Raw genomic sequence first — 13,544 nt, 5'->3', positions numbered from 1 at the left:
CACGCTGACCCGCCGTGATCGACGTGGGCCGATCCCGGTCGGCTCCTCGCCGCGCGCACGCCTGTCCCCGCGCAGAACGCCGCAAGAACCGAGGAGCACTCCCGTGGCCCAGACACGCATTCCCGCCGAGAACCGGACCGAGTTCGGCAAGGGCGCCGCCCGCCGCACACGCCGCGCCGGCAAGATCCCCGCCGTCCTCTACGGGCACGGCACCGACCCGGTGCACCTGTCGCTGCCGTCGCTGGAGTTCGCCGCGGTCGTCCGTGAGCAGGGCCGCAACGCGGTGCTCGAACTCGACGTGGCCGGCAGCAAGCCGCAGCTCGCACTGACCAAGACCGTGGTCGTGCACCCGCTGCGGCCCTACATCGAGCACGTCGACCTGCTCGTCATCAAGCGTGGCGAGAAGGTCGAGGTCGAGCTCGACGTCGTCGTCACCGGTGACGCCGCCCCCGGTTCGCTGGTCACCCAGGACCTCAACACCGTCCTGGTCGAGGCCGACGTGCTGAACATCCCGGAGAACATCGAGATCTCCGTCGCCGACGCCGAGATCGGCACCCAGTACTTCGCGAAGGACCTGCGCCTGCCCGACGGCGTCGAGCTGCGGACCGACGAGGAGTACCTGGTCGTGCAGGTCGTCCCGGCCCCGACCGAGGAGGACCTGGAGGCCGAGGTCGACACCGAGGGTGCCGGCGTGGTCGAGGAGCCGTCCGACGAGGAGCAGGCCGCCGGATCGGCCGGAGAGCCCTCCGAGGGCTCGGACGGGTCGGCCGAGGCCGGCTCCGACGACTCCAAGTGAGCCCTGTGCCGGGTCCCGCACTGGTCGTCGGGCTCGGTAACCCGGGCCCGGACTACGCCGAGACCCGGCACAACGTCGGCACCCGCGTCGCCGCCCTGCTGGCGGCGCGGACCGGCGCGGGCCGGTTCTCCGTGCACAAGCGGACGAACTCCGATCTGGCCCAGGGCCGCCTCGCCGGGCGACCGGTGACCGTGGCCGTGCCGCGGACCTACATGAACCTCTCGGGCGGCCCGGTCGCCGGGCTCGTGCAGTACTTCTCGGTACCGGTGACCGACGTGATCGTCGTGCACGACGAGCTGGATCTCGACTTCGGTGTCGTGCGCCTCAAGCGCGGCGGTGGCGAGGGCGGGCACAACGGCCTGCGCTCGATCAGCCGCTCGCTCGGGACGAGGGACTACCTGCGCGTGCGGTTCGGCATCGGGCGGCCGCCCGGCCGGCAGGACCCGGCCGACTACGTCCTGAAGCGGTTCTCGGCCGCCGAGAAGCGCGAACTCGATCTCGGGGTCGACCTGGCCGCCGACGCCGCCGAGGCGCTGCTGGCCGACGGGCTGGAGGCGGCGCAGAACCGCTTCCACCCGCTGTCCGGCTGACCCGCGCCCGGCCGGGGTCTGGACGCCGTCCGGGCCGGGCCGTCGCGGGTGCGGGGGCACGTCCGCCCCAGAAGGGTCCGTCGCGCACATGGCTCGTCCCGCGCTGGTCGGCGCCGCCGGTTCGCTGCTCGGCGCGACGTTGTTCTGGGCGGGCAACTACATCGTCGGCGCCGAGGCGGTCCGCAGCATCGACCCGTTCAGCCTCACGCTGCTCCGGTGGGTGCTGGCGCTCCCGCTGCTGGTGGCGCTCGCGCAGCTGATCGAGCGCCCGGACTGGCGGCGGGTGCTCGCCGCCTGGCCGTGGCTGCTGGTGCTGTCGCTGTTCGGGCTGCTCGCCTACACCGGGTTCCTCTACGCCGCCCTCGAATCCACCACGGCCTTCAACGCCTCGTTGATCAACGCCTTCAACCCGGCGTTGATCGCCCTCGCCGGGGCGGTCTTCCTGCGCGAACGCCTGACGCCGCTCGCGACGACCGGGATCCTCGTCGCGCTGGTCGGCGTGCTGGTCGTCGTCACCGACGGCGACCCGGCGAGCGTGTTCCGGACCGGTTTCGGGCCGGGCGAGCTGCTCATGCTGGGCGCGATCACCGCCTGGACCGGCTACGCGATCGTCGGCCGCCGCGTTCCGCAGCTGCCACCGATCGCCTCGACCGCCGCGCAGGCCGCGTTCGCGGTGCTCCTGCTCGCCCCGTTCGGGATCCTGACCGGCCTCACCCTGCCCGACGACCCGGCCTCGATCGGCTCGCTGCTGTTCATCGTGGTGTTCCCGTCGGTCCTGTCCTATCTGTTGTGGACCCGGGCCCTGCTCGTCCTGCCGGCCGGGAGCGCCGGGGTGTTCCTCAACCTGATCACCGTCTTCACCGCCGCCTTCACGATCGCCGTGGGCGACCCCTACACCGCGGCGCAGGTCGTCGGCGGCCTGGTGGTCATCGCCGGGGTGGTTCTCACCAACGCACCGCACCTGCGGCGCCGCCCCGGCTGAGTGCCACGGCGGGCCGGCTCCGACGGGATCAGCCCGCGGTGCCGAGCAGGTCGGCGGTCGCGGCGCGACGCAGCTTGCCCGAGGGCGTCTTCGGCAGGGTCCCGGGAGCCAGCACCGCCACCTCGGCCGGGCGCACCCCGACCGCGGACACCACCCGGCGCACCACGTCGTCACGGATCGCCTTCACCGCCTCGGGGCTGTCGGCGCCCTTCGCCTCGACCGCGACCGCGAACGACTCGCGACGGCGGTCCGGCCCCGCGGCCAGCCGCACGGCGACGACGTTCCCGGCCCGCACCCCCTCGGCCGCGCCCGCGGCCCGCTCGATGTCGGTCGGGTAGATGTTGCGCCCGCCCATGATGATCACGTCCTTGGTCCGGCCGCAGACCACGACGGCACCTTCCGGGGTCAGGTAGCCCTCGTCGCCGGTGTCGAACCAACCGTCGCCGTCCTGTGTGGAGCGTGGCCCGTCGACGGTGAGATAGCCGGGCGTCACCGCCTCCCCGCGCAGGTGCAGCACGCCGACCTCACGCGGGCCGAGCACCCGGCCGCCGGAACCGACCACCCGCACCTCGATCCCGGGCAGCGGCGGCCCGAGCTCGGGGAACTCCCGGGCCGGCCCGCCCGACGCGGGTTCGGCACGCCGCCGGGTCTCCAGCGCCTCGGCGTCCACCCGGTCCACCGTCAGGCCGGTGTGCACCGGGGCGAACGACACCCCGAGCGCCGTCTCGGCCATCCCGTAGGCGCACAGCACCGACTCAGGGCGCAACCCGAACCGGGCTCCGGCCTCGGTGAACGCGGCGACCGCCGCCGGATCGACCGGCTCGGCGCCGTTCAACGCGATCCGCAGCGACGACAGGTCCAGCTCCCCGTCGTCGACCCGGGCGAGCTGGCGGGCCAGCACCGCATAGGCGAAGTTCGGTGCCGCGGTCACGGTGCCCCGGTACTTCGAGATCAGCTCCGCCCACAGCCGCGGCCGGCCGAGGAAGTCGACCGGGGTGACCGTGACCAGGTCCAGCCCGACCGTCATCGGCACGGTCAGGAAGCCGACCATCCCCATGTCGTGGAACAGCGGCAGCCACGACACCATCCGGTCGGAGGCGACGTCGAGTTCCGACGCGGTGACCATCGAGCCGATGTTCGCGTGCAGGTTCGCGTGGGTGATCCGGACGGCCTTGGGCGCCGCGGTCGAACCGCTGGTCAGCTGGAGCAGCGCGGTGTCGCCCTCGTCGGCGACGCCGGCGTCGGGGACGAACGCGTCCGGGTCACCGTCCAGCGAGTCCAGGGTGCGGAACGGGATGCCCTGTTCCATCAGCACCGGGGCCAGGCCGTCGAAGGGCGCCCCGAGCAGCACCATCGAGGCGTCGATCATCTTGAGCGTGGCGACGGTGTCCGCCGCCCACTCCGCGAGATCGGTCCGCGGGGTCGGCTGGTGCAGCATCGTCACGCTGCCACCGCGCAGCCACACCGCCTGCGCGACCGGGGCGATCGTCGCCGGCTCGCCGGCCAGCACCCCGACCGCACCACCGGACGGGAGGGCGGGCTCGCCGTCGGCTCCGGGCCTGCGCAGCGCCTCGGCGCGGGCCCGGGCCTCCCGGTGCACCTGCGCCCAGCTGCGCCGCACCGGCTCGCGCGGCTCCCCGGTGGTCATCCCGCGGGCATCCCGGTCGGGACCGGTCGCGGACTCCAGCAACGTCGCCAGGAATCGGGACATGCACCCGACACTAGCGACGACCGGCGTGGCGCGCGGCCGGGATCGGTGACCGGTGGACCGCGCGTAGCATCAGGGGCCATGACGGATCAGCAGATCAGCGCCCCTCCTGCCGAACTCGCCGACGCCGTCACGGCCGTCCTGCCCGGGGCACGTACCGATCTGGAGGCCCTGGTCCGCATCCCCAGCATCTGGGCCGATCCGGCCCACGCCGAGGACACCCGCCGCTGCGCCGACGCGGTCGCCGCGCTGGCCCGCGACGCCGGCGCCGCCGAGGTGAAGGTGATCGCCGCCGAGGGTGGCGCGCCGGCCGTCGTCGCGCACTGGCCGGGCCCGGTGGGTGCGCCGACCGTCATGCTCTACGCCCACCACGACGTCCAGCCCACCGGCGGCGACGAGCACTGGACGACGCCACCGTTCGAGCCGCGCGAGCGCGACGGCCGGCTCTACGGCCGTGGCGCCGCCGACGACAAGGCCGGTGTGATGACCCACCTGGCGGTGCTGCGCGCCTTCGGTGAACTCGGCGGCACGCCCCCGGTCGGGGTGGTGCTGTTCATCGAGGGCGAGGAGGAGTCCGGTTCGCCGACGCTGACCGCGCTGCTCGCCGAGCACCGGGAGAGCCTCGCCGCAGACGTCATCGTGATCGCCGACGCCGCCAACCCTGCCGTCGACGTCCCCGCGCTGACCACCAGCCTGCGCGGACTGGTCGACGTGGTCGTGGAGGTCTCGATGCTGGAACGCCCGGTGCATTCCGGGGTGTACGGCGGCCCGATCGGCGACGCGCTCACCGCGCTCTGCCGGACCCTGGCCACGCTGCACGACGACAAGGGTGAGGTCGCGGTGCCGGGCCTGGTGCACGGCAGCTCGGACGCACCCGACCCGGACGAGGCGACCTACCGCGCCGACGCGGGCCTCCTCGACGGCGTCGAGCTGATCGGCTCCGGCAGCATCCCGGAGCGGACGTACGTCAAGCCCGCCGTCTCGGTGCTCGGCATCGACGCACCGCGGGTCGCCGAGGCGTCGAACGTGTTGCTCCCGCGGGCCCGGGCGATGGTGAGCATGCGGCTCGCCCCCGGTGAGGACACCGCGCAGGCGCAGCAGGCGCTCGCCGCGCACCTGGAGCGGAACGTGCCCTGGGGTGCGCACGTCACGGTCACCCCCGGGACCGGGGTCGCCGAGCCGTTCGCCCTGTCCACGACCGGCGAGGTGTACGACCACGCGCGGGCCGCGTTCTCCTCGGCCTACGGCAACTCCGCGGTGGAGACCGGCATCGGCGGTTCGATCCCGTTCATCGCCGAGTTCGCGCGCACCTTCCCCGGGGCCGCGGTGCTGGTCACCGGTGTCGGTGACCCGGCGAGCCGGTGGCACGGCATCGACGAGAGCCTGGACCTGGGAATGTTCGGCCGCGGCGTACTGGCCGAGGCGCTGTTCCTGCAGCGGCTCGCCACGAACGGGTGAGCACCGCCGGTTCCGACCGGAACGGGTATACGGGTCCCATGAAGTTCGGCATCGCCACGTTCGTGACCGACGAGGGCATCCGGCCCGGGCCGCTGGGCCGCGCGGTGGAGGAGCGCGGGTTCGACTCGGTCTTCGTCGCGGAGCACTCGCACATCCCGACCAGCCGCGAGTCGCCGTACCCGGGCGGCGGCGAGCTGCCGCGCGTCTACCACCGCACGCTCGACCCGTTCGTCGCGCTGACCGCGATGGCCGCGACGACGACCGAACTACTGCTCGGCACCGGGATCGTCCTGCTCCCGCAGCGCGACGTCATCCACACCGCGAAGTCGGCGGCCAGCCTGGACCTCGTCTCCGGCGGGCGCCTGCTGTTCGGTGTCGGCGCCGGCTGGAACCGGGAGGAGATGCGCAACCACGGGGTGGACCCGTCGGTCCGCGGTCCGTTGATGACCGAGCAGCTGCGCGCGCTGATCACCCTGTGGACCCAGGACGAAGCCGAGTTCCACGGCGAGCACGTGTCGATCGAGCGGTCGTTCTGCTGGCCGAAACCGGAACGCAGCCCGTACCCGCCGATCTACCTGGGTGGGGAGAGCGAGGCGGCGCTGAACCGGCTGGTCAAGGTCGGCGACGGTTGGCTGCCGCGGGCGCGACTGCCCGTCGAGGAGATCCGCCGGATCCGCGACGAGCTCGCCGGACGCGGGAAACCCGACGTGCCGACCACCGTGTTCGCCGCGCCGGCCGACCCCGATCTGGTCGCCGGTTACGCCGAGGCGGGGGTCGAGCGGGTGACGTTCCTGCTGCCGACCCGGCCCGAACCCGACACCCTCACGGAGCTGGACGAGCTCGCGCAGGTGGCGCAGCGCTTCCGCTGATCCCGCCGGGCACCGGCGCGGTCCGCGCCTCCCCGCGTGGAGCCGGACACGGTGCCCGACGGCGGGGTCGCGGCGCGCCACCGCGACCGGCGGCGCCTCGCACCTTCCGGGCAGAATGGGCCCCGATGGAGATCCGGCTGCTGGGCACGATGTCCGCGACCGACGGGTCCGGTGCCGAGCTGCTCCCCGCCGGCCCGCTGTTGCGTGGACTGCTGGCCCGGCTGGCCCTGGATGCCGGCCGCCCGGTCGACGCCGCCACCCTGGTCGACGCCCTCTGGGGTGAGACGCCGCCGGCGACGGCGAACGCGTTGCAGTCGCTGGTGTCCCGGTTGCGACGCTCACTGGGTGCGGACCGGGTCGTGTCGGCACCGGGGGGCTACCGGCTCGACGTCGGGCCCGACGGGGTCGACGTGCTGCGGTTCGACCGGCTGCGGCGGGAGGCCGCGACCGAACCGGACCGGGACCGGGCCCGGTCCCTCCTGGAGCAGGCGCTCGGGCTGTGGTCCGGCCCCGCACTCGCCGACCTGCGTGAGCTCGCCTTCGTCGGCCCGGCGGCGGCGCGGCTGGCCGAGGCCCGCGCCGTGACGGCCGAGGACCTGGCCCGCCGCACGCTGGGCGACGGGACGCCGGTCCCCGCCGGCCTGTGCGCCGTCCTCACCGAGGTGCTGGCCGAGCAGCCGATGCGGGAGACCTCCGCGGTCGCACTCGCCAGGGTGCTGCACGCCACCGGGAACCGCGCTGACGCCATCGCCGTGCTGGACCGCACCCGTTCCGCACTCGCCGACGAGCTGGGCGTCGACCCGGGCCCGCAGCTGCGGGCCGCCCGCACCGAACTGTTACACGACGCGCCCGCCGGGAACGGCCGGGTCACCGCGCCGGCCCCCCGCGCCGGGGCGGCGGGCACCCCGCGACACCGGGCACCCGCGCTGACCTCGTTCGTGGGCCGGGAGGACGATCTCGCCCGGTTGCGTTCCCTCGTCACGAGCGCCCGGCTGGTCACCGTGACCGGGCCGGGCGGGGCCGGGAAGACCCGGATCGTCTCGGAGGTGGTGCGCGATCTGGACCGGTCGGTGGAGGTGGCCGAGCTGGCGCCGCTCGCCGGGCCGGAGCAGCTGGCGGCGACCGTGCTGCACGCCGTCGGCGGTCCCGATCTCACCCTCGGCGACCGCACCGGGCCCGACACTGTGAGCCGGTTGCACACCGCGCTGGCCGGCCGGGACCTGCTGCTGGTCCTCGACAACTGCGAGCACCTGATCGACTCCGTGGCGGCGCTGGTGCACGAGCTGCTCGGCACGGTGCCGGGGCTGACGGTGCTCGCCACGAGCCGGGAACCGCTGGGGGTGCCCGGGGAGGTGCTGCACCCGCTCGGCGCCCTCGACGACGACCAGGCCGCACGGTTGTTCACCGACCGGGCGGCGGCGGTCGCGCCCGGGTTCGCCGCCGACCCCATGACCGTCGTCGAGATCTGCCGCAGGCTCGACGGGCAGCCGCTGCCGATCGAGCTGGCCGCGGCCCGGGCCCGGATGCTGAGCGCCCGCGAGATCGCCGACCGGCTGGCCGACCGGTTCCGGCTGCTGGTGACCGGGAGCCGGACGGTGCTGCCCCGGCATCAGACGCTGCGCGCGGTCGTCGACTGGAGCTGGGACCTGCTCGGGACCGCCGAGCGCACCCTGGCCGTGCGGTTCGGTGTGTTCGCCGGGCCGGTCGACGCGCCCGCCGTCGAAGCGGTCTGCGGTGGTGCCGGGCTCGACGGCGACCCGCTCGGTCTGCTGGCCGCGCTGGTCGAGAAGTCCCTGGTCGTGGCGACCCAGGATCCCGGCGGCGGGCCCACCCGGTACCGGATGCTGGAGACGATCCGGGACTATGCGGCCGCCCGGCTGGCCGAGTCGGGCGGCCCCGGCCCCTCCGGTGGTTCCGGGGAGTACGGGCGGATGGTGCGGGCGCACGCCGACTGGTTGCTGGCGGTGCTCGAACCCGGTGAGCCCGGGCTGCGGACCCGCGCCCAGCTCGACACGCTGGCGGTGCTGCGCCGGGTGGAGGGCGAGGCGTTCCGGGCGCTCGACCGGGCCGTCACCGACCCTCGCCCGGTGCATGCGCACCGGCTGCTCGCGGCGGTGGCGTGGAGCTGGATGATCCGCGGTGAGAGCATCGCGCTGCTCCACTGGTCCGACCTGGTGGCCGGGCTCGACCCACCGGAGGATGTGCCCGCGGTCCCCACGAACCGGGCGATCCGGGCGCTGCTGCTCGCCGGGTACGTCGCCGGTGAGGGTGCGATCGCCGAGGTCGACGCCGTCGAGTCGGCGCTGCCGGGGCTACCGCACCCGCGGCACCCGGCCGTCGTGCTCGCCGGGCCGGTGGCGCGGGCGTTCAGCGTCGGCGACCCCACCGAGCTGGGTGCCCTGGTGACCGGGGGTGAGTCGCCGTGGTTGCGCGGCGCGGCCGCGTTCCTGGCGTCGGTACACGCCGAGTACGAGGGGGATCTCGACGAGCAGCGCGCCTACCTGCGGGTCGCGCATCCGCTGTTCCGCTCGGTCGGTGACCGGTTCGGTCTCGGGCAGACCGTGGCGGCGCTCGGCGAGCTGGAGGATCTCGCCGGCAACGGTGAGGCCGCCTGTGCCGCCTGGACCGAGTCGATCGCGCTGATCGCGGAGCTGGGCAACCTCGACGACCTTCCGCACTACCGGATGCAGCTCGCCGGCCTCGCCGCCCGGCGCGGTGACGAGGCCGGGGCACGCGAACAGCTGAAGCTCGCCGAGGACCACCTCCGTGAGCATCCCCACCAGCGCCCCGTGGGCTGGCTGGACTGGGGTCGCGCCGAGGTCGAGCGGCGACTCGGCCGGCCGGCGCACGCCCGAGCCCTGCTCGACGAGACGTGGCACGCCACCGGGCCCGGCACCGGCCGGATGCAGCGGGTGGCCCTGCTGCACCTGTTCGCGGCGGCCGCCGAGCTGGACCTCGGCCGGTCGGACGCCGCCCGGGAGCTGCTCGACGGCGCCGCGGACGCGGCCATGGAGAGCAACGACGGCCCGGTGCTCGGCATGGTCGCCGAGGCGTCGGCCCGCTGGGCGGTCGCCACCGGTGACCCGAAGCGGGCCGGCGAGCTGCTCGGGATCGCGATCGCCCGGCGGGGCACCCTGCACCTGGGCGACCCCGAGGTCGTCGCGGCCCGCGACGCCGTCGTCGCCGCTCTCGGCCAGGACGGTGCGCAGACGGCGATCGACCGCGGCCGGGCCGCGGGCCGCGACGTCGCGCCCCGGCCGCTGCGGGCCCATGACCTCAGGTCCGTCGCCGGTACAGGCTGACCGCCAGCGGGGCGAAGACGGCGACGACGACCGCCGAGGCGACCAGCGAGGCGGTGACCGCCGAACCGGCGGGCTCACCGTCCAGCAGGGCCCGGACCGCGTCCGCGCACCGGCTGACCGGGTTCACCTCCGCGAACGGCCGCAGCCAGCCCGGCATGGTCTCCACCGGGACGAACACCGAGCTGGCGAATGTCAGCGGCAGCATGATCATCGCGCCGATGCCCTGCACCGACCGCGGTTCGCGGACCACCACGCCGAGCGCGGTGAAGATCCAGCACATGGCGAAGGCGAACAGCACGACCAGGCCGAACGCAGCCAGCACCGCGAGCGGCCCGGCCGATGTCCGGTAGCCGAGCACGAACCCGAAGGCCAGCATGATCACACCGGAGGTGATGTAGCGGACGAGATCGGCGCCGACCGCTCCGACCAGCGGTGCCGCCCGGGAGATCGGCAGGCTCCGGAACCGGTCGAAGATCCCGGTCTTGAGGTCCTCGGCCAACCCGACACCGGTCCCGGCGGAGGCGAACACGACGGTCTGCAGCAGCACGCCGGGCAGCGCGTACTGGAGGTAGTCGTCGCTGCTCCCGGCGATCGCGCCGCCGAACACGTAGACGAACAGCAGCAGGAACACGATCGGCTGGAGCGTGACGTCCAACAGCGCCTCGGGCGAGCGGATCGTCTTGATCAGTCCGCGGCGGGCGAGCGCGGCGCTGTGCCGCACCGGGGCGGGCACCCAGCTGCGGCGGGTGGCGATCGGTGCGGCGGGTCCGCTCGGCGACGGCCGGTCGGTCAGGGTGGCGGTCACGTGGGCTCTCCGTCGGTGCTGCCGGGCTGCTGGCCGGTGAGGGTGAGGAAGACGTCGTCCAGGCTGGGCAGCCGGAGCCCGATCTCGGCGACCGCGATCCCCGCCTCGGCCAGCCGGGCGTCGGTGCGCGCGAGGGCGCCCGGCTCTCCGGCGGGGGCCCCGACCTCACCGGAGAGTTCGATCGAGGGCTCCGCACCGGTCTCGGCCGCGACGATCGCGGCGACCTGCGGTGCGTCGTCCGGCCGGACCGGACGTACGTGCAGCAGCTGCCCCCCGGTCTGCGACTTCAGCTCGGCCGCCGTTCCGGCCGCGATCACCCGCCCGCGGTCGAGGACGACGAGATCGTGTGCGAGCTGGTCGGCCTCCTCCAGGTACTGGGTGGTGAGCAGGACGGTGACGCCCTCACCGGCGAGCCAGCGGACGGCATCCCAGACCTCGTTGCGGTGCCGCGGGTCGAGCCCGGTGGTCGGCTCGTCGAGGAACAGCACCTCCGGGTCGCCGACCAGGCTGGCCGCGAGGTCCAGCCGGCGGCGCATACCACCGGAGTAGGTACGGACCCGGCGCCCGGCGGCCTCGGTGAGCCCGAACCGGTCGATCAGCTCGTCGGCGCGGGCGCGCGCAGCGCGGCCGGGGAGATCCAGCAGGCGCGCGATGAGCACCAGGTTGTCACGGCCGGTCAGCGCCTCGTCGACAGCGGCGTACTGCCCGGTGAGCCCGATCCGGCGACGGACGCCTGCCGGGTCCGCCGTCACGTCGTGCCCGAGGACGGTGGCCCGGCCCGCCGTCGGCGGCAACAGGGTGGCCAACATCCGGACGGTGGTGGTCTTGCCGGAGCCGTTCGGCCCGAGCAGGCCGAGGACCTGGCCGGGACGCGCGGTGAAGGAGATGCCGTCGACGGCGCGGACGTCGCCGAACGTGCGGACGAGCCCGTCGACCTCGATGGCGGGCGGTGGAGCGTTCATACCTCCACCATGCTCCCGGACCCTGACATGATCCTGGCACCGGGCTGGCACGGCTCGGGTGCGACGCCGACCGGGCGCGGCCCGGCACGGTCGATCGGCCCGGCTCCACCGCCACCCCCCGACGGCGGCGGCGGAACCGAACCGCTCCCCCCGTCACGACGACGCTCCCCAGCCCGCCGTGACCCGTCCGACGGTATCGGGGCCCCCGCAGCCTCCGGATCGGTCGAACTACTGATCTCCAACCCCCGCTCCTCCTACCGAGGTAGGAGAAACGCCCTATCCCTCGGCGCGTTCGGCGGCCTCGAGCCATTCGATCTCGACCGTCTCCCGCTCCGCGACGACCGCCTTGAGCTCGCGATCGAGCTCCATCAACCGGTCCGGGTCGGTGGCCGCCTCCGCCAGCTGCCCGTGCAGCCGCTCCTCACGCTTCGTGAGCTGCTCCATCCGCCGTTCGAGGCGTTGCGCGTCCTTGCGGGCGGTCCGCTGCGCGGCCGCGTCGACCTTGGGAGCACTCGCCGCCGGGGGCCGCGCGGTCGCCGGTGCGGTGGGGGCCGCCCCGGCCGGGCCGGCGGCAGCTCGGCGCGCCATGTACTCGCCGATCCCACCGGGCAGATGGGTGAGCTTCCCGTCGCCGAACAGCGCGAGCACCTGATCGCAGACCCGCTCGGTGAGGTACCGGTCGTGGCTGACGACGACCAGCGTGCCCGGCCAGCCGTCGAGCAGGTCCTCCAGGCCGGCCAGGGTGTCGACGTCGAGGTCGTTCGTCGGCTCGTCGAGCAGCAGCACGTTCGGTTCGTCCATCAGCAACCGGGTCAGCTGCAGCCGGCGACGCTCACCACCGGAGAGCCGCCCGACCGGGGTCCACTGCCGGGCGGCGGGGAACCCCAGCTGCTCCAGCACCTGCGACGCCGTCATCTCCTGCTTGCCGAACCGCACGTACTTGGCGACGGCCTCGGTCGCCTCCAGCACCCGCATCTCGGCCGGCAGATCGACGAGTTCCTGGGTCAGCTGCGCCAGCTTCACCGTGCTGCCCTGCACCCGGCGTCCGGCGTCGAGCTCGCGCTCTCCGCTCAGCGCGCGCAACAGCGTCGTCTTGCCGGACCCGTTGATCCCGACGATGCCGACCCGGTCCCCCGGGCCGAGCCGCCACGTCACCCGGTCCAGCAACGTGCGGCCGGCGATCTCGACCGTGGCGTCCTCCAGCTCCAGCACGGTGCGGCCGAGCCGGTTGGTGGCGAACTGCATCAGTTCGACGGTGTTGCGCGGCGCCGGGACGTCGGCGATCAGCGCCTCCGCGGCCTCGATCCGGTACCGCGGCTTGGACGTGCGGGCGGGCGGGCCCCGCCGCAGCCAGGCCAGTTCCTTGCGGGCGAGGTTGCGGCGGCGCTGTTCGGCGGCGTCGGCCTGCCGGGACCGCTCGGCCCGGGCGTAGACCCAGTCGGCGTATCCCCCCAGGTAGGACTCGACCTTCCCGTTCGCGACCTCCCAGGTGCGGGTGCAGACGGTGTCGAGGAACCAGCGGTCGTGCGTGACGACGACGAGTGCGATCCGGCGGGTGATCAGATGGTTCGCCAGCCAGGCGATGCCCTCGACGTCGAGGTGGTTCGTCGGCTCGTCGAGCACCACCAGGTCGAGTTCACCGACGAGTGCCGCGGCCAGCGCGACCCGCCGCTTCTCACCGCCGGAGAGCCCGTCGGTGGGCCGCTCCACGTCGGTGATCCCCAGGCCGTCCAGCACGTCGCGCACCCGCGGGTCGGACGCCCACTCGTGGTCGGCACCGTAGTGCTCCAGCACGATGTCACGGACGGTCGACCCGGCCGGGAAGCGGTCGCGCTGGGCCAGGTGCGCCATCCGCAGGCCACCGAGCCGGGAGACCCGGCCGCCCTCGGTCGGGCGTTCCCCGGTGAGCACATCGAGCAGGGTGGTCTTGCCGCCGCCGTTGAGGCCGACGACGCCGATCCGCTCGCCGCGTTCCACCCCCAGCGACACGGAGTCGAGCAGGATCCGTGAGGCGTCACCGGGCACGTGCGCGGTGACGTTCTCCAGGTTGAGCAGGTTCTCGGGCATCAGTT

10 protein-coding genes are annotated in these 13,544 nt (G+C 74.2%); 6 read left to right on the top strand and 4 right to left on the bottom strand.

The window, feature by feature from the left end; all coding sequences use genetic code 11:
- The first annotated feature begins 103 nt into the window (after positions 1–103).
- From AB0J24_RS20675 to AB0J24_RS20665, 3 genes are all read left to right on the top strand, one after another.
- A complete protein-coding gene (locus AB0J24_RS20675) occupies positions 104–796 on the top strand; it encodes a 50S ribosomal protein L25/general stress protein Ctc (protein ID WP_358683693.1) in 693 nt (230 codons plus the stop codon).
- Complete coding sequence (gene pth, locus AB0J24_RS20670; RefSeq protein WP_358683691.1) at positions 793–1,386, top strand: aminoacyl-tRNA hydrolase; 594 nt, start codon at positions 793–795, stop codon at positions 1,384–1,386. The genes AB0J24_RS20675 and pth overlap by 4 nt, the downstream gene beginning before the upstream one ends.
- An 88-nt stretch (positions 1,387–1,474) precedes the next feature.
- Positions 1,475–2,368, top strand: coding sequence for a DMT family transporter (locus AB0J24_RS20665; RefSeq protein ID WP_358683689.1), 894 nt, complete (start codon positions 1,475–1,477; stop codon positions 2,366–2,368).
- A 28-nt stretch (positions 2,369–2,396) separates the two neighbouring features.
- Here AB0J24_RS20665 and AB0J24_RS20660 read toward each other — a convergent pair whose 3' ends face one another.
- Positions 2,397–4,079, bottom strand: a complete 1,683-nt coding sequence (locus AB0J24_RS20660; RefSeq protein ID WP_358683687.1) for a fatty acyl-AMP ligase — start codon at positions 4,077–4,079, stop codon at positions 2,397–2,399.
- Between the two features lie 78 nt (positions 4,080–4,157).
- Between AB0J24_RS20660 and AB0J24_RS20655 the strand changes: the two genes are divergently transcribed.
- The 3 genes from AB0J24_RS20655 (at position 4,158) to AB0J24_RS20645 (ending at position 9,705) form a co-directional block, all read left to right on the top strand.
- A complete protein-coding gene (locus AB0J24_RS20655) occupies positions 4,158–5,534 on the top strand; it encodes a dipeptidase (protein WP_358683685.1) in 1,377 nt (458 codons plus the stop codon).
- A 38-nt stretch (positions 5,535–5,572) separates the two neighbouring features.
- The gene (locus AB0J24_RS20650; RefSeq protein WP_358683683.1) at positions 5,573–6,403 is read left to right on the top strand and encodes an LLM class F420-dependent oxidoreductase; all 831 of its coding nucleotides are present in this window, start codon (positions 5,573–5,575) and stop codon (positions 6,401–6,403) included.
- A gap of 125 nt (positions 6,404–6,528) precedes the next feature.
- Positions 6,529–9,705, top strand: a complete 3,177-nt coding sequence (locus tag AB0J24_RS20645) for a BTAD domain-containing putative transcriptional regulator (RefSeq protein ID WP_358683681.1) — start codon at positions 6,529–6,531, stop codon at positions 9,703–9,705.
- Here the strand turns inward: AB0J24_RS20645 and AB0J24_RS20640 are convergent.
- The 3 genes from AB0J24_RS20640 to AB0J24_RS20630 all read right to left on the bottom strand — a co-directional run bounded on the left by AB0J24_RS20640 (position 9,680) and on the right by AB0J24_RS20630 (position 13,539).
- Positions 9,680–10,510 carry an ABC transporter permease gene (locus AB0J24_RS20640; protein ID WP_358683679.1) on the bottom strand — a complete coding sequence of 277 codons (831 nt, stop codon included), beginning with the start codon at positions 10,508–10,510 and terminating at the stop codon, positions 9,680–9,682. The two genes, AB0J24_RS20645 and AB0J24_RS20640, sit on opposite strands and share 26 nt — an antisense overlap.
- A complete protein-coding gene (locus tag AB0J24_RS20635) occupies positions 10,507–11,472 on the bottom strand; it encodes an ATP-binding cassette domain-containing protein (protein WP_358683677.1) in 966 nt (321 codons plus the stop codon). Before AB0J24_RS20635 ends, AB0J24_RS20640 begins: the two co-directional genes overlap by 4 nt.
- 276 nt (positions 11,473–11,748) lie before the next feature.
- A complete protein-coding gene (locus AB0J24_RS20630) occupies positions 11,749–13,539 on the bottom strand; it encodes an ABC-F family ATP-binding cassette domain-containing protein (protein ID WP_358683675.1) in 1,791 nt (596 codons plus the stop codon).
- Positions 13,540–13,544: the final 5 nt, after the last annotated feature.

The organism is Pseudonocardia sp. NPDC049635 (assembly GCF_040659795.1).
GTDB lineage: Bacteria > Actinomycetota > Actinomycetes > Mycobacteriales > Pseudonocardiaceae > Pseudonocardia.
The sequence above is the reverse complement of the archived record's forward strand: the minus strand, read 5'-3'. Positions and strand labels throughout refer to the sequence as shown.

What these genes read in the sequence shown, in the direction of transcription:
- AB0J24_RS20630 (WP_358683675.1), bottom strand. Translation starts at nt 13,539, where the DNA reads ATGCCCGAGAACCTGCTCAACCTGGAGAACGTCACCGCGCACGTGCCC.
- AB0J24_RS20655 (WP_358683685.1), top strand. Translation starts at nt 4,158, where the DNA reads ATGACGGATCAGCAGATCAGCGCCCCTCCTGCCGAACTCGCCGACGCC.
- AB0J24_RS20645 (WP_358683681.1), top strand. Translation starts at nt 6,529, where the DNA reads ATGGAGATCCGGCTGCTGGGCACGATGTCCGCGACCGACGGGTCCGGT.
- AB0J24_RS20650 (WP_358683683.1), top strand. Translation starts at nt 5,573, where the DNA reads ATGAAGTTCGGCATCGCCACGTTCGTGACCGACGAGGGCATCCGGCCC.
- AB0J24_RS20635 (WP_358683677.1), bottom strand. Translation starts at nt 11,472, where the DNA reads ATGAACGCTCCACCGCCCGCCATCGAGGTCGACGGGCTCGTCCGCACG.
- AB0J24_RS20660 (WP_358683687.1), bottom strand. Translation starts at nt 4,079, where the DNA reads ATGTCCCGATTCCTGGCGACGTTGCTGGAGTCCGCGACCGGTCCCGAC.
- AB0J24_RS20665 (WP_358683689.1), top strand. Translation starts at nt 1,475, where the DNA reads ATGGCTCGTCCCGCGCTGGTCGGCGCCGCCGGTTCGCTGCTCGGCGCG.